The sequence below is a fragment of the Allobosea sp. P4_E12 genome, assembly GCF_056401655.1.
In genome coordinates this window covers 37,929-54,780 of sequence record NZ_JBFUIY010000029.1, presented here as the reverse complement: position 1 = coordinate 54,780, position 16,852 = coordinate 37,929, and the positions used below count along the sequence as shown (strand labels likewise).

General features: G+C 63.9%; 16 protein-coding genes and 1 pseudogene. 9 read left to right on the top strand and 8 right to left on the bottom strand.

Going from position 1 to position 16,852, the window contains the following annotated elements; all coding sequences use genetic code 11:
• Positions 1–120: 120 nt before the first annotated feature.
• Positions 121–366, bottom strand: coding sequence for a hypothetical protein (locus AC1DW9_RS27875; RefSeq protein ID WP_441507166.1), 246 nt, complete (start codon positions 364–366; stop codon positions 121–123).
• 179 nt (positions 367–545) lie between these two features.
• A complete protein-coding gene (locus AC1DW9_RS27870; protein WP_441507165.1) occupies positions 546–755 on the bottom strand; it encodes a cold-shock protein in 210 nt (69 codons plus the stop codon).
• 1,076 nt (positions 756–1,831) lie between these two features.
• Between AC1DW9_RS27870 and AC1DW9_RS27865 the strand changes: the two genes are divergently transcribed.
• Entirely contained in the window at positions 1,832–2,212 is a 381-nt protein-coding gene (locus tag AC1DW9_RS27865; RefSeq protein WP_476776429.1) for a response regulator, read from the top strand.
• A 72-nt stretch (positions 2,213–2,284) separates the two neighbouring features.
• Here the strand turns inward: AC1DW9_RS27865 and trhA are convergent, their stop codons facing one another.
• The 3 genes from trhA to AC1DW9_RS27850 all read right to left on the bottom strand — a co-directional run bounded on the left by trhA (position 2,285) and on the right by AC1DW9_RS27850 (position 5,096).
• Positions 2,285–2,962 carry a PAQR family membrane homeostasis protein TrhA gene (trhA, locus tag AC1DW9_RS27860; protein WP_476776428.1) on the bottom strand — a complete coding sequence of 226 codons (678 nt, stop codon included), beginning with the start codon at positions 2,960–2,962 and terminating at the stop codon, positions 2,285–2,287.
• 208 nt (positions 2,963–3,170) lie between these two features.
• Positions 3,171–3,383, bottom strand: coding sequence for a hypothetical protein (locus AC1DW9_RS27855; protein ID WP_476776427.1), 213 nt, complete (start codon positions 3,381–3,383; stop codon positions 3,171–3,173).
• A 468-nt stretch (positions 3,384–3,851) separates the two neighbouring features.
• Positions 3,852–5,096, bottom strand: a complete 1,245-nt coding sequence (locus AC1DW9_RS27850; RefSeq protein ID WP_476855242.1) for a hypothetical protein — start codon at positions 5,094–5,096, stop codon at positions 3,852–3,854.
• Between the two features lie 353 nt (positions 5,097–5,449).
• Between AC1DW9_RS27850 and AC1DW9_RS27845 the strand changes: the two genes are divergently transcribed.
• Positions 5,450–6,088, top strand: coding sequence for a hypothetical protein (locus AC1DW9_RS27845; protein ID WP_476776425.1), 639 nt, complete (start codon positions 5,450–5,452; stop codon positions 6,086–6,088).
• 135 nt (positions 6,089–6,223) lie between these two features.
• A pseudogene (locus tag AC1DW9_RS27840) lies at positions 6,224–6,777 on the top strand (GNAT family N-acetyltransferase).
• 328 nt (positions 6,778–7,105) lie between these two features.
• Here the strand turns inward: AC1DW9_RS27840 and AC1DW9_RS27835 are convergent.
• Positions 7,106–8,107: a zinc-dependent alcohol dehydrogenase family protein gene (locus tag AC1DW9_RS27835; RefSeq protein WP_476776424.1), complete on the bottom strand. Its 1,002-nt coding sequence runs from the start codon at positions 8,105–8,107 to the stop codon at positions 7,106–7,108.
• An 87-nt stretch (positions 8,108–8,194) separates the two neighbouring features.
• Between AC1DW9_RS27835 and AC1DW9_RS27830 the strand changes: the two genes are divergently transcribed.
• On the top strand, positions 8,195–8,572 hold the full coding sequence (locus tag AC1DW9_RS27830) for a winged helix-turn-helix transcriptional regulator (protein WP_441507158.1): 378 nt from the start codon (positions 8,195–8,197) through the stop codon (positions 8,570–8,572).
• Positions 8,573–8,721: 149 nt separating this feature from the next.
• Complete coding sequence (locus tag AC1DW9_RS27825) at positions 8,722–9,117, top strand: GFA family protein (RefSeq protein ID WP_476776423.1); 396 nt, start codon at positions 8,722–8,724, stop codon at positions 9,115–9,117.
• Between the two features lie 175 nt (positions 9,118–9,292).
• On the opposite strand, the gene AC1DW9_RS27820 is transcribed toward AC1DW9_RS27825, so the two are convergent.
• Together AC1DW9_RS27820 and AC1DW9_RS27815 are read right to left on the bottom strand one after the other, a co-directional pair.
• Positions 9,293–10,279 carry a 3'-5' exonuclease gene (locus tag AC1DW9_RS27820; protein ID WP_476776463.1) on the bottom strand — a complete coding sequence of 329 codons (987 nt, stop codon included), beginning with the start codon at positions 10,277–10,279 and terminating at the stop codon, positions 9,293–9,295.
• Between the two features lie 367 nt (positions 10,280–10,646).
• On the bottom strand, positions 10,647–11,405 hold the full coding sequence (locus AC1DW9_RS27815) for a GntR family transcriptional regulator (protein ID WP_476776422.1): 759 nt from the start codon (positions 11,403–11,405) through the stop codon (positions 10,647–10,649).
• A gap of 130 nt (positions 11,406–11,535) precedes the next feature.
• Here AC1DW9_RS27815 and AC1DW9_RS27810 point away from each other — a divergent pair, with 130 nt between their 5' ends.
• Genes AC1DW9_RS27810 through AC1DW9_RS27795 form a run of 4 tightly spaced genes read left to right on the top strand, consistent with a single transcriptional unit; the run spans position 11,536 to position 16,811 of the window.
• On the top strand, positions 11,536–13,119 hold the full coding sequence (locus AC1DW9_RS27810; RefSeq protein WP_476776421.1) for an ABC transporter substrate-binding protein: 1,584 nt from the start codon (positions 11,536–11,538) through the stop codon (positions 13,117–13,119).
• Between the two features lie 7 nt (positions 13,120–13,126).
• Positions 13,127–14,113, top strand: a complete 987-nt coding sequence (locus tag AC1DW9_RS27805) for an ABC transporter permease (RefSeq protein ID WP_476855241.1) — start codon at positions 13,127–13,129, stop codon at positions 14,111–14,113.
• Positions 14,110–16,026, top strand: a complete 1,917-nt coding sequence (locus tag AC1DW9_RS27800; protein ID WP_476776419.1) for a dipeptide/oligopeptide/nickel ABC transporter permease/ATP-binding protein — start codon at positions 14,110–14,112, stop codon at positions 16,024–16,026. The genes AC1DW9_RS27805 and AC1DW9_RS27800 overlap by 4 nt, the downstream gene beginning before the upstream one ends.
• A complete protein-coding gene (locus tag AC1DW9_RS27795; RefSeq protein WP_476776418.1) occupies positions 16,023–16,811 on the top strand; it encodes an ATP-binding cassette domain-containing protein in 789 nt (262 codons plus the stop codon). The genes AC1DW9_RS27800 and AC1DW9_RS27795 overlap by 4 nt, the downstream gene beginning before the upstream one ends.
• Positions 16,812–16,852 lie beyond the last annotated feature (41 nt).

The window sequence follows — 16,852 nt, the reverse complement described above, 5'->3', positions numbered from 1 at the left end:
TCGAAGGCATCGCCGACGGGTGAAACGCTTGAAGCTCTAAGGGCATAAAAGGAAGAAAAGCCGTCGGCCCAAAAGCTTCTCAGTGCGATTCCACCGTGCGACACGAGCCAACTTGCCGCGCTAGTGGACGGTGAGCGGTACGGCAACCAGATTTGCCAAACCGACGTGCTCCGCATGCTCGATGAATTCGGCCATGGCTTCGGTATCAGTCGCAAATGACCTCAACCAAATTGTGGAGGTGCCGCCTTCCAGCTCCAGCGTCCAACCGTCATTCTCGATCCTATAGATGGCGACCTCGACCGTAAGATCACCGACCTGGACGCTGCAAGAAAGGGGGGAGCGGGTAATCCTGCGGTGCTCGTTCATGGCCGTGATTGCTTCCTCTGGCGATAGCAAGCGGCGGGAGTTTCGGGGGCGACGTCGGCTCTCGAATATAATCTAAAGCTGGCAGAAATGAAAAAGGCCAAGCATGAGCTTGGCCTTCCTCGAAGGACTGCTGCGACAATGCCAGTACATCCGTGGTCATCGTCGACGAGGCAGTCTGATTAGGCGGCTTGGAGCTGCTCCGCAGCCATTTTGCCGGACTTGTTGTCCCGGGCGACTTCGAAGCCGAGCTTCTGGCCTTCCGCAAGGTCGCGCATTCCAGCGCGCTCGACGGCGGAGATATGGACGAAGACGTCCTGGCTGCCGTCGTCAGGCTGGATGAAGCCGAAACCCTTGGTGGAGTTGAACCATTTCACTGTGCCGGTGGTCATAAGAAACCCTCCTTTTGGCAAGACCTGTCGCTCGCCAAGCGAGTGCCCGGCGAGTTCAGAACGATTTCGAAAGGGGGAACTTACCAGAAACGCGCTGAGCGCGAAAATAACAACGACCGTCCAAGCAATATCGACAAAAATCAAATTATAGAAAACAACCGATAAGGTCAATCTTTTTGTTAAATTATTTCTCTAGACGCAACATGTGAACTCGGTAATTCGTTTCAAAATATATGCTTTATTTCACATATCGGGGCGAAATTACAAAAAATATCCTTGCGCTTGCCCCATTGCGAGGGGACGCGCGCCGTGGATCCGCCCTCTACCGCTTACGCAAATTCTTGGGATCCGTGACGCCCGCTCCTAACCTACAAGGCGGACGATCGTCTCCGCATTTATGGGCAGCACCATACAAAAGGTCTTCTATCCCGATTTTATGCGGGCTAGGCCCGACCGCATTGTGCTTTGCGACGTAGGTCCGCTTGCGGGCAAGAAGTCGGAGTCGGCTCTTGGCGCGCTCCGTCAGGATTATCGCGTCTTGAGGCTTGAAGGGTCGCCAGAGAGCCAAATGACGTCTTGGTCCGGAAAGAGTCATACCTCGCTGCGCGATGTGCCATGACAGGCCTTTTCGGCTGTCGACAGCTCTCGGAGCGAAAGCGGGTCCACGGATCTTTCCATGGCTATAGCAAAGCCCGACCGGGCTCACATGCTCCTCTTAAGTGACTGATAGCACGTGCCTCGACGTCATTGGAACTATTCGCCCCCCCAAGGGACCAAGCGGCCGGCTTAAGAACGGGCGTAGGCTGCCGGCAGCCTGCGACAGCCGGCTCGGGGCTGGCTTTGCCGAAGAGAAAGCCTTGATCTCGAACCAGGCTGCGGCCGCGGGCTGGCGGGAGGGGGCGCCAAGTCCGGCAAGCCGGCGTCAGTGGCGAAATGCCCTCGCGGCGAACCCTCATGAATGGATAAGGGTATGGCACCCTAACGAATTTCTAATTGTAACATGAACAATTCTTTTCAATTATACGCAACAACCATGGCTGGCGCCAGTTAAGTCGGTTCACAGCCGAAAGCTCTCCATGACAAAGACCGTCGTTCTTGTCGTAGACGAGCCCATTATCCGCATGAATGCGGTCGCACTGATCGAAGACGCGGGCTACGACGCCATCGAAGCGGCCAACGCTGACGATGCCATCCTTCTTCTGGAGACGCGGCCCGACATCCGTGTCGTGTTCTCCGATATAGAGATGCCCGGGTCGATGGACGGCCTGAAGCTGCTCCATGCTATCCGCGAGCGATGGCCTCCGGTCGTTCTCATCCTTGCATCGGGCCGCGTATCGCCCTTGGCCGACGAAATGCCCTCCGGCACCGTCTTCTTACGGAAGCCATATGCCGAGACCTCAGTCCTCGATGCCATTCAAAGGGCCGATACCCGGGCGAATCCGACGCAGACGTGTTGAACGGCCTTTGGACGTCGGTCGGCGATGCGATCGGTCTCCACACTGTCGTTTCGGAAGGAGCTGCAGGAAGCTTCAGGCCGATGGAGCCCAACCGTAGGTCGCAAGCACAGCCCCGTAGAAACAGCCGGACGCCGCGAGGACGAAGACGTGCCAGATGGCGTTCTGAAACGGAAGGCTCCGCCAGACGTGGAACAGGACGCCCACCGTGTAGAGAACGCCGCCCGCCAGCATGAGCCACAAGGTGACCGCCGGAAACTGCGCAACGCGCTCCCACACGATCACGCCGCTCCAACCGAGGCAGAGATAAAGAACGATCGAAACGCGATCGAACCGGCCCGGCAGCGCAAGCTTGAGCAGGATGCCGGCGAGCGACGCGATCCATACGGCAACCAATAGGGATTGCGCCACAACGGCTTGGCCGAGCTTCATCAGAAAGGGGGTGTAGGTACCGGCAATCAAGACGTAGATGGCTGAATGATCAAAGCGTCGCAGCAGCCATTTCATGGGCGACGCCGGCCACATGTTGTAGAGGGCGGAAACGCTGAGAACGGCAAGCAGCGCGACGCTGTAGATCCCGACAGGAACCAGATCGGACAGCGAAGCCGTCGCGAGCACTCTCGCGATCAGAATGGCGACCGCACCCATGCCCAAGGCAATGCCAAGCACATGGACGGCGCCGTCAGCCCAAAGCTCGGCGTGGGTGTAATCGAAGCGCCCATGCGTTGGTTGGCGCATGTCAAATTCCTTCAAGCCTTGTCAGGAAATCGGGAGAAATCGGCCTGCTCGCCCACGCCATCGAAGCGGGACATCTCCTATCGCCGGGACAAGCGCCTGACATTCAAGCGCACTTTCGATCGATACGCACGCAGGATTCCGATGGCAGACGCCCCTGCTGCGAGACTCGAAGTGCCGGCCGCGTATCCAAGGCGCGAGCCGCCTGGGAAGGCCTGCGGCTCGCTCAGCCCGTCCCGGCGTCAACATCCTTGCGCGGCTTGGTCGAGGGCAGTGCGCCGGCCCCTGGCGTCGCGTCATGGTTCGTCGAGCCTTCTTTCACATGGGGGCCTGCCGCGGGCATGGTCTTGTCGGGCTTCCCGGCGCCCTTCTTGTCCGTGCCTTCAATCCCTGCACGGGCGCGGTCGAATTCGCTGTCTGGTTTCTTGGCGGAGGTCATCGAACTGTCCTCTTTGATCGCAGACGGATTTCGGCCGGCATCGACCGGGGAAGCGGAGGTAAACGCCGTGCATGCGGCGTTATTCCCTGTGCGATCGTTCGATGTGTTGTCGCGCCGGCAGATCGATCGACACTGCCCTGTCCGGGCCTTGCCCGAGGCGGTGCCAGGCCGGGTTCATCGGGTGTTGCGAGCCGCATCTCATCTTAACCCGGCAGCGGCCCCGGATGTTCCGGGATTCCGTAATCGCAACGCAGCAAGCTGACGTAAGCCTGGGAAGCACGGGAAAGCTCGCTACGCATCGAGCTGGCCCAAGCCCCCTCCTCTGCCGGAGCCGCTGCGTCTCTCCGCGCTGCGCGAATGGACATGACAGCCCGGAGATGGAGACGCAGGCGCGCTGCGATGCCCCTATCCTTCTGTATTCTGGACGGTGCTCGCCTTTGGCCAAGGCGCGCCTTGTGCAGCCGCTCGCTATTTGACGCGCTCGACAGTCCAGCCCGCCTGGCTGATCTCGGCTTGCGCCATCGGCGTGAGCGTGCCGTTGGTCGCCAGCACCGGAGCCTTTCCATCGCCAGGGTTCACAGACGAGACCTTGCCGAACAGGCCGGCGACAGTCTCGGTCCAGGCGATCTCGTCGAGCGGGAACAGGGCCAGCAGACGGCCGTCCTTCAAGCGGTTCAGCGGGAAGCCGCCAACCCCGACGAACGGGCCGATGCCGAGGGCCTTGGCGTTGGACGCGAGCAGCAGGGCGCGGCTGCGCTGGAAATAGGCCTCTTCACGCGTCGTCGCCTCGGCGGCCTTCGCCACGAAGAGCGCGTTTCCGCCGACCTTGAGCGAGGCCAGCGCCTTTGTGATCAGCAGCAGGTCGGTCGGCGTATAGGATCGGTTCTGGACGAAGCGCTCCGCCAGTGCGCGAGAGACCTTCATGCGCGTCAGCATGCCGATCACCTGTTCCACGATCTGGGTCGAGGTGCGTTCCGCCAGAGTGGCCCGAACGCTATCGACGGTCGTCGTGGAACTGATGGCGACACCGGCGCCCCCCGGGATCGCCAGCATCATGCCCCTGACGGAAAGCCCGCCCATCGCGCTGGCTGTGGCAATGTCGTTCAGCTTGGCGGCCAGCGGCGGGAAATCGGTATAAGGATCGACGCCGAGTTGGACCGCCAAGGCCCGCCGGGCTGCATCGACGCCCAGAAGGCTGCCGGCAACGCTGTCGCGGCTGGCGCTGGTGTTGGCGATGCCGGTTCCAATCCGGCTGAACATGTTGGCGACACCTGAGGCGGATCGCTTCAGCGTCTCCGCCGGCGACGTGATGAGGTCGGCGCCGAAGCGCAGGGGAGCAGCGGCTTGCCGCTCGAGCGACTTCACGAAAACATCCGACGCGGACATCTCGTTCAGCTTGCGAARGGCCGACAATTCGCGGATGCGCTCGCGCATCAGTCCTTCGCCGGCTATGTCAAAAGTGCCGAATGCTGTTTTGAGCACGAAGAGTCGCAACAGGCCGTCGCTGTGCACCTCGGGGTCGACACGATAATTCGGACCGGAGGCCTGCGCGCCAAGCACTGAAGCGGCGCTGACCGTTGGCGGGGCTTCGAAGGCAACGGCGGTGCCTGGTCCGAAAATGGTCAGGACAAGCCCGAGGAGAGCGCCAAACGGCCTGGCGCCGCGCTGCAAAGCGGGCCCTTGGGCCAATCCAAAACCAATAGCCAGACGCATGAAAAGCCCCCCGGAGCGATTGCTCGACGGCGACATTACGCACGTCCTGCCCATGCCCGTCGAGACCGTCGGCACCAACGCCGTAGGTGTCGAGGATGGGCCTTGCGGCGGTGGTCCGCGGGCTGAGGGCCCGGCTTGCCGGGAGATTGCAGTCGCCGGGCCAGACCCGGCGCAAGTTCTGGCCAATGCTGGCGACAGCGAAGACGAATAGCGGAGGGGCAGCGGACATACCAAGGAGACGTTTGATCCGTCTGCTCGGCCCTCCTTACGACGCCGCATCAAGGAAAGGTAGATTTACCTCAGTGCGCAATCCGCTACGATCACACGCTAGGAAAATCGCCGGGATACTGGTCTTGCTCTTGCGCTCTGCCGTCGTTTTTCTGCTTTTGTTCCCGCAACCAATCCGGGCGGACGATGAAGCCGAGCAACGGTTGGAAAGGGCAATAGATCGGGCGAACCAAGAAGCGGCAACTCTGATCCAGAATGTCCTCCGCGACCATGTCCCGGATCAGCAGCCCTGTATCTTTGCGAAACAATGGTCCAGTCGCGCTGTCTATGTGACCTTGGCCCAACAGTATCTTGGCTTGAGCTTTTATGCAGACGTCAGCGCGCCTCACACCGGCACCGCGCCTTCTGACATTATCGACCCCGCCGGGCTGACACGGGGCCATTTCTGCTCCGAAGCCGAAGCCAATGAAATGTGGAGCCAACGACTGGATAACCTTAGAAGAGGAGCGCCTCCAGCCGACACTGAACAGCGCTATCAGCAGCCTGCGATCAGCATAAGGCGCGTTGATATCTCAATGCCTGTCTTCGATGCCGGTTACAGCACTGCCATTGTCGTCGTTTCGTCGATGGAGCGATCTGCCAGAGTGCAATTTGATAAAGTCAAGCAGTCAATCCCAGCGGGATTCGGACAATCGTTCGTCTATCGCAAGGAAAGCGGAGAGTGGGCCCTGATCCACTCCACGCTAGATTATACCGCTAACTGAGTCGGCCTTTATCTGTTTCGAACAGTCGCGGACGATCAAGGCGATGTACTAGATGGGTGGGGAGCGAACCTTGCAATTGACGCAGACTGGCCAACTTGGCCTTTGTTAGCTGATCGTTTCGAGAGGCTCGCTCCTATGGCTAAGCGCCCCATACCTCATCCCACGCTCTCAACCGCGCGCCTGCGCTTGCGCCAGTTTCGCGCCGATGATGCGGACGAGATGCACATGTGCTTCGCCGATCCCGAGGCGATGCGCTTCTGGAACCAGCCCGTTTACACAAAGCGGGTCGAAACCGAGCGCTCGGTGCGCAATTTCATCGATTGCACGCCATCCTACTATCGATTTTGGGCGGTGGCCGACGGAGCAAATGATCGATGCCTGGGGCTGGTCAATTACCACGATGGTCACATTCGGAGCAGGCGCGCCAGCATTGGCTATATGATCAACCCACTCGGCATCGGCAGGGTCTGGCCGCAGAGGCAGTTACGGCCATGCTTGACTTCTGTTTTGCCGAACTTGGCCTGCACCGCATTCAAGCCTTTATCCATCCGGACAACAGCGCCTCGATCGGGCTGGTTGAGAAACTGGGCTTCAGCCGCGAAGGGGTGCTGCGAGATAATCTGCGTGTGGGTGATGTTTGGCGCAACGATCTGCTCTACGCCCTCCTTTCTACCGAGTGGCGCAATTGATGACGTGCGTAGGGTGATGCCGAAGATCGGTTGATTGTTCTGGCCTGCTCCATGCTCGAAGTGAGGTCCGCAACGGGGCGCCAGCCGCCGCTGTACGCCCCGCCTGCGAGTGCCCGGTTCCGGGCACGGCGCCAACATCCGCTCCTGCCGCAAGGCCTCGAGGCGGTGGTCCGCTGGCTGAAGGCCCGGCTTGCCGCGAGATTGCAGTCGCCGGGCCAGACCTGGCGCAAAGTCTGGCCAATGCTGGCGACGGCGAAGACGAATAGCGGCGGGGTTGGCGTATCCGCTTCTGCTGTTTCAGAAGCGGATCGTAGCTCTGCGTGACAGTTCAGGCTGATATGGTGATGGCAACCTTTCCGCGATGCTGCCCGCTGCGCAGCCGGTCGAACGCTTCCTGCGCCGCCTCGAAGGCAAAAATCTCGTCGATGAGCGGCTTGACCCCAGTCGCCATCGCTGCTTTCAGATCGGCGACAGAGCCAACGTAAACTCCGCGGAGATCGATAGCCTTCATCAGGATTGCGCCCGTGTTGATCTCGCCCGCGACGCCGGTGAGAACGCCAACGAGCGCAATTTCGCCCCCGGGCCGCGCTGCCCGAAGCGCCTGGTTCAAGGTACCGGAGCCGCCAACCTCGACCACAAAGTCGACGCCCTCTCCGGCGGCCATGCCTGCGGCAACCTCCCCCCAATTCGCTGTGGTGCGGTAGTTGATCGTCGCTTCCGCGCCCAGCTTGCGGGCCCAGGCCAACTTCTCGTCGGAACTGGAGGTGACGATCACACGTGCCCCAGCGGCTCGGGCGAACTGCAGCGCGAAGGTCGACACGCCGCCGGTGCCTTCGATCAGAACGCTATCACCGGGGCGCAAGCCGCGGCCGCCGAACAGGCAGTTCCAGGCCGTAACGCCCGCACAGGGGTAGGCCGCAGCCTCTTCGAAGCTCCAGGCATCAGGGAATGGGACCGCAGCGGCAGCCGGCAGGACGATCTGCTCGGCGAGCACGCCATCAACGAATCCGCCGCCGAGCGCGGTCGCCTGCTTGCGGGCCGAGAACGAGCCGTCCAGCCAGCCAGGCATGAAGCCGAGCACGACGCGCTCGCCAATCCGATCGCGAGACACGCCATCTCCAACCTGGGTCACGATGCCGGCGCCGTCGGAAAGCGGGACGAGATCGTGCTTCTGGTCCCCAGGATAGCGTCCTTCCCTGACGATCAGATCCCGATAGTTGAGCGTGGCCGCCTTGAGGTCGACGAGCACCTCTCCTGGGCCTGGCGTCGGTGCGACGTCCTCGTGCAGCGTCAGCGGGGCGTTCGTTCCGTTCATTCGATAAGCGCGCAATGCCGTCTCCTTGGTCTGTGTTGGCGCGCTAGACCTAGGCAGGTAAGGACATATTCGTAAGTACGATCAAAAGGCACATGTACTATCATGAATGATACTGTCAGGCAGGCCCGCCGCAAGGCGACCCGGACGGGCTGCGCAGTCGAGGCGACCCTCAGCGTCATGGGTGGAATCTGGAAGCCCGTGCTGGTGTTCCACCTTCTCCAGGGACGATTGCGCTTCAATGCGCTGTGCCGCCTGACGCCGAACGCCACGCCCCGGATGGTGACGATCCAACTCCGCGAGCTCGAGGCCGATGGCGTCGTATGCCGCACCGTCTATCCGGAGGTGCCGCCGCGCGTTGAATACGAACTGAGCGAGTTTGGCCGCACGCTGGAACCCGTTCTGATCAGCTTGCGAAACTGGGGCGAAGCCTTGCAGGCCAGGGACCAAACCGAAGCGGCACGGAGCTGCCCTCCGCGGTGAGGGCGCATTCGGTCGAGGTGGCATCGAGCAAAAGTTGAGCGGGAGCTGACATCGCGAATGTCGGAGATGGCCCATAGCGGACGCTCTTGCGAACGTCGCAACCCCGATGCCATGCTTCCCGACCAGACGCCTGCGGGAGTGAACCGAGGATGCACAGCGGCTCATGCCTTTGTGGTGCGGTCACCTTGACAGTGGCTGGCAGCCTGCCAAATCCCAACTTCTGCCATTGTCGCATGTGCCGCAAGCACTCGGGCCACCACTTCGCGTCCACTGATGTGCCTAGGACTGCCTTGACGATTGTCGGCGAGGAGAAGCTGACGTGGTTTCAATCGTCCGAGAACGTCCGACGCGGCTTCTGCTCGGCATGCGGATCGTCTCTCTTCTGGGATCGGTCGGATCGGGGTTGGATCGCCGTGGCAATGGGTGCTTTCGACGGACCGACAGAGACCACTGCAAATCTGCATATCTACGTCACCGACAAGGGGGACTACTACGAGATCGCAGACGGCCTGCCGCAATACGACACCGTTCCACCGCGCGACTGAGGTGTTGAGAGCGAACGTCCGGTTGCTGGCCGATGCTGCCCAACCCGTCTGCGAATGTCCGGTTCCGCGCAAGGCGCCAGCAGCCACTCCTGGCGCGAGGCCGTCTGGAGGCGGCAGCCCTTGCGGGCAGAGATCAGTGGCAAGTCGGCATTGGCGATCGGCTCGAACTCGCCAATCACGCACGAAATCGATCATGCGCCGTCAGGCGCAAGGTCAGCGGCTCGGCGTCTGCCCAGCCATAGATGTCGGTGCGGAGATAACGGAGTTCCTCGTCATGGAGCTCTTCATCGATTTCGATCCACCAGGCTCTGGGCCGTCCATCGCTCCCATCCGACCATCGGTAGCCGCGCCCCTTGAGGTGATCCTTCATGTCGAAGGGAGCATTTTCCGCGTAGATGCGGATTCTGCTGCGCGCGCTCGAGCGCAACAGCTCGGCGAATGGTCGCGTTCCACTGGCTCCCACCGGTCTCGACAGGACCTCCAGGAGGGCGTTGCAGTCATCCGTTGCGCGGTGGCCCTCGTGGAACAGCCCGGACTGACCGACGAGATATCCGAGCTTGTTGCCTTCAAAGCCTAAGTCGGCCCAGCTAACTTCCCTGACGGAGCAGGCCCAGGCTTTTGAGGCGAAGACTGGCGACAGCCGCTCGCAGAACGGGCGATCGAACCCGGCATTATGGGCGATGACGAGATCGGCAGGTTCGATGAAGGCATCGAGCGTCGCGATATCGATGTCATGACCGGCGACCATCTCGTCGGTGATGCCGGTCAGCCGCGTAATCTCCGCGGGGATGGGCACCGATGGCTGGCGTAGGCCGCTATAGATGCCAACGACATCCCCGATCACACCCTCGTCGTCATAGGTGAAAGCAACTGCGCCGATTTCGATGATCTCGTCCCGGGCATGCTGCAGGCCCGTCGTTTCCGTATCGACCAGCACCGCGAGGTTCGGGAAGGCGCTCTGCGCGCGCGGGACGATGGGGCGAGGCACGAGCTTTCGCAGCACCTTGAATCGGCCGGTCTGCTCCAGCCTTCGGGCAGCCTCTTCATCATCGCCGCCGGGCGACAGCGGCACGGTCTCGAGCCTGCGCTTTCGCGGTGCCGGTCGTGGCGTCTGCCGGTATCCCGGCGCGTCATCGAACAGATCAAATTGGGAGGATGCCATCTTCATGCCGCGACTCTAGCCGTCTTCTTCGCCGCCGACTGCCCACCAGTCGTTCAGCAGGATATAAAACCTGGTGACAGCGAGCCATCGGGCCTCGCAAGACCCGGTGCACTGTCCACCGCATTCGCTGATCGAACTGCGGCACTCCATGCGTATCTGGTCCGGCCAATCAACCTCTGGCACCAACCTGACGCGGGGCTGCTCCCGCATCTCCTCTCGCCGCGACGAGAGTGAGGCGAAGGCGTCGATCGCATGCCCGCTGCGATGACCCAGCCTGAGAAGCACGGCGACGCTCGGCGTGCATCGAAACGGCCCAAGTCCCCTCCACTGCCGGGGTCTTCAGACTGCCCGCCCCCTGAACGCTCCGCTACTTCACGCTTCTCGGCCGTCCCGGGCGCTTCGGCCCCTCGCCTGGTAAGGCGCTCGCAATCGGCTTCACATGGGCCAGGTGGCGCGGCGAGTCGTTGCGGTAGTCCAGGATTTCGTCGAAACGGCTCATCAAGATTTCGGATGGCCGCAGGATCTGCTTGATCCGGATGTCACGCGCGGTCTCGGCATCGCGCCGGCGCAGCGCTTCGACAAAGGCGAGCGAGGTTTCCACAGTCGGCGGAAACCCCTCGAACAGCGAGTAGAGACGGACGATCGGTCCGATCTGACGCCAGAGGCTCTGGATGATCGGCAATGTCGCCGGCCGCTGCGCAGCCTCGTAGAGCGTGAAGAAGATCTGCTTGTTCAGCACGAGAAAACGCTCGCTGCGGAAGACCCCGAGCTCGTTCATCTCGTCGATCGCGCGCGCCACGTCCCGGATGTTCTTATCCGTCAGATGCGCAACCGCGGCAGCCGTCACATCCCCTTCGAGCAGCGTGCGGACATGGGTGATCTCTGCGAATTCCGACTTGGTCGGGCGCCAGACGCGGACGCCCTTCTGCGGCTCGACAAGAAGCGCGCGTTCGGCGGCCAGGCGGCGGACGGCGTCGCGCACCGGCATGATGCTGGTCCCGAACTGGGTTGCGAGATCGTTGATATTCAGCGCTTCGCCCGGCCAGAAGGCCCCCGTCATCAGCGCATCGCTCAGCTGGTCATAGACCAGATCCTGAAAGCTTGTCGCCGCCACCGGCTTGAACATGACCATCCCTTTCCGCGGGCCGATGCTGCCCGAGCGCTGCACGCATATCACGAACCGGGCCTGCGTCTTGACACCCCGCTTCGGCTCTAACTAATATCTTAGATATCAATATAACAAGAGGGGAAGGCGCATGAGTTCGTCATTGAGGCATTTCGCGGGGCCAGCCGCGATCGTCGCCGGCATTCTCGCTTCCATCTGCGTCGCACCGGCCAGCTTTGCCGCGGACAAGGCGACCATCCGCATCGGGGCCGACTATGACAGCCTGGACCCGGTCAAGACCGTGACGTCGGACGGCTATCAGCTCGTCAACGTGCTTTATGACCGCCTTGTCGCGCTCGACGACAAGGGTGCGCCCGTGCCGGCGCTCGCCGAATCGTGGAGCGGCGACGCGAGCCGCACCGTCTTCAAGCTGCGCAAGGGCGTCACCTGTTCCGATGGCACCCCGCTGACCGCGACCGCGGCCGCCGCCGCGCTGACCCGCCTCGGCGCGAAGGAAACCAATGCGCCGATGGCCTATCGCACCGTCGGCATCGCCGGCTATTCCGCCACCGGGGACGACGCCGCCGGCACGGTGACGCTGACCATGACCGCCCCCTTCAGCGACCTGCTGATCGGGCTGGCGATGCCCTGGGCCTCGATCGTCTGCCCCTCCGGTCTGCAGGATACCGAAGCGCTGGGTTCGACACCGAGCGGCACCGGGCCCTACACGCTCGACAAGGCGGCCTCGGTCCGCGGTTCGCACTATATGCTGAAGCTTCGCCCGGACCATGCCTGGGATTCAAGCGGAGCGACCGGAAAGGACCCGGGGCGCCCCGCGACGATCCAGGTGCGCGTGATCAACAACAACACGACGGCGGCGAACGAGCTGCAATCCGGCACGATCGACGTCAGCCTGGTCACGGGCCGCGACATCAACCGGCTGAAGGCCGCGAAAGCGCTCGATTTCCTCGATGCCAAGCCATTCGGCATGCAGTTCATGATGTTCCAGCATCGCGATGGCTATCCCACGGCCGACGTGCTGGTCCGCCGCGCCATCGCAACCGCCATCAACCGCGATCTTGCGACCCGCGCCGCGACCGCCGGCAACGGCCTGACGGCCACGAGCTATATCAGCCCCCTGGTCGCCTGCTACGAGCCCAAGACGGCGGATCTCCTGCCGAAGCCGGATGCCGTGGCGGCAAAGGCCCTGCTGACACAGGCAGGCTATGCGCCCGGATCCGACGGGATCTTCGCCAAAGACGGCAAGAAGCTCAGGCTGCGCCTGATCGGCCAACCCGGGCTGCAGGGCTCGGCCCCGGAATATATCCTTGAAGCGCTGCGCGCGATCGGCGTCGAGGTCGAGCTGCGCAACATCACGCTTCAGGAGACTGCCTCGGTAATGAGCGGGCCGGATTGGGAGATCGGCGTCTTCCCCTTCGGCCCGCCGATGCCGAGCGCCAACACCGTCGTTCCTTTCGTGAGCGGCAAGGGCTCGAACCACGGCACGATCGAGAATGCCCGCTTCGCGGCGGCGCAGGCTGCAGCGCTCGCCTCCTCCCCCGACAGCCCCGAACGCTGCGCCCGCTGGAGCGAGGCCCAGCTCTCGCTGCTCGAGAACATGAACATCCTGCCGCTGTTTGGCGGCGTGAACACCTTCTTCTCGCGCAAGGGCGTCCGCTTCACCATCGGCGGACCGTTCGTGATGGATATCCGCTCGATCCGCGTCGGCAAGTGAGCGCAGCATGATGACGCGCGGCCGACCACTCTCCAGGTTCCTGTTCGCCAGGTTACCGTTCGCCAGGTTCCTGCTCGGGAAGGCCGCGCAGATCGCCGCGATCCTCTTTGCCCTCGTGCTCCTGACCTTCCTGATGGTGAAGATGATCCCCGGCGCTGCGGCCAGCCGCATCGCCGGGCCGGACGCCGACGCCGCCTATCTCAGCCAGCTGCGCAGCGAACTCGGGCTGGACCAGCCCTTCGCCGTGCAGCTCTGGAAGTACGTAGCGGGGGTGGCGCGCGGTGATTTCGGGGTCTCGCTCGCCACCCGCCAGCCGGTGATCGAGCTCATCCGCGATCGCCTGCCCTATACCGCCGCGCTTGCCGGGCTCGCGCTCGCCTTCGTCGTGGTGGTCGGCTTCAGCTTCGGGCTGGCGGTCGCCATCGCGACCCGCGACGACCGCCTGCCCTGGCTGGACCACGGCTTCACCATCGTGACGGGTACGCTGGGCGCGATCCCGGAACTGCTGGCCGGCATCTTCCTCGGCTATGTCTTCGCCGTCTCGCTGGGCTGGCTTCCGATCTCGGGTGCCGCCGGCCCCGGCTCGGTCATCCTGCCCGCACTCGCGATCGGCCTGCGGCCGGCTCTGAATCTCGCCCGCGTCGTGCGGGTCGAGGCCCGCCGGACGCTGCGGGCCGATTTCATCCGCACCGCCCGCAGCAAGCGGCTGCCCGCCTGGCGCATCTATCTGCGCCATCTCGCGCCCAATGTGGTGACGGCGGCGCTGACCATTGCCGGCCTGGTCTTTCCGTTCCTGATCGGCGGCGCCGTGATCGTCGAGAACATCTTCGCCTGGCCGGGCCTGGGCACCGCCATCGTGCGGGCGGTCGTGACCGCCGATTACCCGGTCGTCCAGGCGATCGTCGTGCTGCTCGGCCTGCTCGTCCTCTTCACCAACATGATCGTCGACGTGCTTCTCGCCATCGCCGACCCGCGCAGCACGGTCCGCACATGACCGGACGGCTCAATCTCGCATCCCTGCTGGCCGGCATCGGGGCCATCCTCCTGCTCGGGACCGCGCTCGTCGCGCCGACGCTGTTTGCCGACGTCGTCAGCCGGATGGATGTCGCGGCCGCCGGAACGGGTCCTTCCGCGGAGCACTGGTTCGGCACCGACGATCTCGGGCGCGACGTTTTTGCCCGCACGCTCGCGGCAACGCAGCTCTCGCTCGGCCTGGCGCTGGCGGCCACGGCCATCCGCGTCGTGCTGGGCGTCGCGATCGGCATGTGGCTGTCGCTATCGGGCAGCCTCGCCCGGGCGATGGGCACGCGGATCATCGACACCGCCCTGTCCTTCCCTGCGATCCTGATTGCGATCGTGATCACCACGATCGTCGGCCCGAGCATCGAGGGCGCCGTGCTCGGGGTCGGCCTCGCCGGCGTGCCGACCTATGCGCGGCTCGGCTACACCATGTCCTCGGCCATCGTCGGGCGGGACTATGTCGCCGCCGCAAAACCACTCGGCCTCGGCCGTATCGCGATCCTCTGGCGCCATGTCCTGCCGAATATCGCAGACACGCTCGCCGTCAGCACCGCGACCTCGCTCGGGCTGGCGATCGTCGAGATCGCGTCGCTGAGCTTCCTCGGCCTCGGCGTCAACCCGCCGGCCTTCGACTGGGGCCGCATGCTGATCGAGGGCGCCGAAGCCATCTATGTCAACCCTGCCGCCGCGCTCGGACCGGCGGCGGCGATCGCCCTGTCCGGCCTGATCTTCAGCTTTCTCGGCGAGGCGATCGCGCTTTGGATCCAGCCCATGCGCAGCCGCTCCCTGGTGTCCGGTGGCGGCATCGACGGCGCGGCGAGCCCGATCGCACCGCTGCGGCTCGATGGCGGGGCGGATACTGTCCTGCTGGCCGAGAATCTGAGCGTCGCCTTTCCGACCGAGGATTCCCAGACGATCGCGGCGGTTCGGAACGTCGGGTTGAGCATCGGGCGTGGCGAGACGGTCGGGCTCGTCGGGGAATCCGGCAGCGGCAAGACGCTGACCGCCATGGCGCTCGCCGGGCTCACCGGCCATCCGGCCCGGGTCTCCTCCGACCGGATGCTCTTCACCGGCGAGGATCTGACGGCGATGAGCGGGGCTCTGCGCGAGCGTCTGCTCGGCACCGGGCTCGCCGTCGTCTTCCAGGATCCGAGCACCTCGCTGAACCCGGCTTTGCGCATTCGCGAGCAGATGACGGAAGCCGTGCGCCATCATCGCCGTCTGTCTGATGAGGAGGCCAGTGCGCTCGCGCTGGAACAGTTCGAACTCGTCGGCATCACCGAGCCCGGCCGGCGGCTCGACCAATATCCGCACGAATTCTCCGGCGGCATGCGCCAGCGGGCGATGATCGCCATGGGGCTGATGATGCGCCCGTCCCTGATCGTGGCGGACGAACCCACGACCGCGCTCGACGTCACGGTCCAGGCCCAGATCCTCGCGCTGCTGAGCGAGGCCAATGGCCGCGACGGCACGGCGATCCTGATGATCTCGCATGATCTGGCGGTGATCTCGCAGGTCTGCGACCGCGTGCTGGTGATGTATGGCGGCCGCATCGTCGAGAGCGGCCCGGTCGAGCAGGTCATCGGCGATCCCGCACACCCCTATACGCGGGCCCTGATCGGCGCGATTCCCGATCTCGACACGCCGCGCGGACAGCGCCTGGTCGAAATCCCCGGTCAGCCGCCGATGATCGGCGCCTTCCCGCGCGGCTGCTCCTTCCAGGAGCGCTGCCCCGCCCGCCACAGCGCCTGCGCCGGCTCGGAACCGCCCCAGACGGAGATCGGATCAGGCCGCATCGTCGCCTGCTGGCTGCATGCCGCGCCTGATGGCGAGCCCGATCTCGAGCCCAAGACCAAGTCCAATACCAAGTCGGAGGCTGCAGCATGACCGGCCTGTCCGCCACCGATATCCGCGTGCGCTTCGGTGCGATGCTGGCGCTCGACGGCGTCAGCATCGCGATCCCGCCCGGCGGCACGCTCGGGCTCGTCGGCGAGTCCGGCTCCGGCAAGTCGACGCTGGGGCGCGCGCTCCTGCGCCTCCACGACCTCACTGGGGGCCGGATCATGCTGGACGGCGAAGACGTGACGCGCGCGGCAGGGGCTCGCCTGAAGAATTACCGCCGTCAGGTCCAAATCGTCTTCCAGGACCCCTCCGCCTCGCTCGATCCGCGCATGACCGTCGCTCGCGCGGTCGAACAGGGCATGCGGCTGCGCGGCGAGCGCGACCCTGGCGCATTGGTGCGCCTGCTCGACACGGTCGGCCTCTCCCGCACCGTCGCCTCGCGCCTGCCCCATGAATTGTCCGGCGGCCAGCGCCAGCGCGTCGCGATCGCCCGGGCGCTTGCGGTCCGCCCATCGATCATCGTGCTCGACGAGGTCACCTCCGCGCTCGACGTCTCGGTCCAGGCGCTCGTGCTCAATCTGCTGCGCGATCTGCAGGCGGAACTGCGCCTGTCCTATCTGTTCATCTCGCACAACATGGCGGCCGTCAGGGCCATGAGCGACGAGGTCGCCGTGATGTATCGCGGCAAGCTCGTCGAGCAGGGCCATGCCGACAGCTTCTTCGCCGCGCCGTCGCACCCCTATTCGCGCAGCCTGCTCGAGGCCGTGCCCCGTCTGCGACACATGCGCGAGCCCTCCGCCTCCGCCCCCGGCCCTTTCGGCCCGGGCTGACCATTTTTGCGCGTCCGCGTCTCCAGGCTTCCCGAGGATAC

Coding starts and splice junctions, on each gene's coding strand:
- AC1DW9_RS27875 (WP_441507166.1), bottom strand. CDS start 366: ATGAACGAGCACCGCAGGATTACCCGCTCCCCCCTTTCTTGCAGCGTC.
- AC1DW9_RS27870 (WP_441507165.1), bottom strand. CDS start 755: ATGACCACCGGCACAGTGAAATGGTTCAACTCCACCAAGGGTTTCGGC.
- AC1DW9_RS27865 (WP_476776429.1), top strand. CDS start 1,832: ATGACAAAGACCGTCGTTCTTGTCGTAGACGAGCCCATTATCCGCATG.
- AC1DW9_RS27855 (WP_476776427.1), bottom strand. CDS start 3,383: ATGACCTCCGCCAAGAAACCAGACAGCGAATTCGACCGCGCCCGTGCA.
- AC1DW9_RS27830 (WP_441507158.1), top strand. CDS start 8,195: ATGAATGATACTGTCAGGCAGGCCCGCCGCAAGGCGACCCGGACGGGC.
- AC1DW9_RS27825 (WP_476776423.1), top strand. CDS start 8,722: ATGCACAGCGGCTCATGCCTTTGTGGTGCGGTCACCTTGACAGTGGCT.
- AC1DW9_RS27820 (WP_476776463.1), bottom strand. CDS start 10,279: ATGGCATCCTCCCAATTTGATCTGTTCGATGACGCGCCGGGATACCGG.
- AC1DW9_RS27815 (WP_476776422.1), bottom strand. CDS start 11,405: ATGTTCAAGCCGGTGGCGGCGACAAGCTTTCAGGATCTGGTCTATGAC.
- AC1DW9_RS27810 (WP_476776421.1), top strand. CDS start 11,536: ATGAGTTCGTCATTGAGGCATTTCGCGGGGCCAGCCGCGATCGTCGCC.
- AC1DW9_RS27805 (WP_476855241.1), top strand. CDS start 13,127: ATGATGACGCGCGGCCGACCACTCTCCAGGTTCCTGTTCGCCAGGTTA.
- AC1DW9_RS27800 (WP_476776419.1), top strand. CDS start 14,110: ATGACCGGACGGCTCAATCTCGCATCCCTGCTGGCCGGCATCGGGGCC.
- AC1DW9_RS27795 (WP_476776418.1), top strand. CDS start 16,023: ATGACCGGCCTGTCCGCCACCGATATCCGCGTGCGCTTCGGTGCGATG.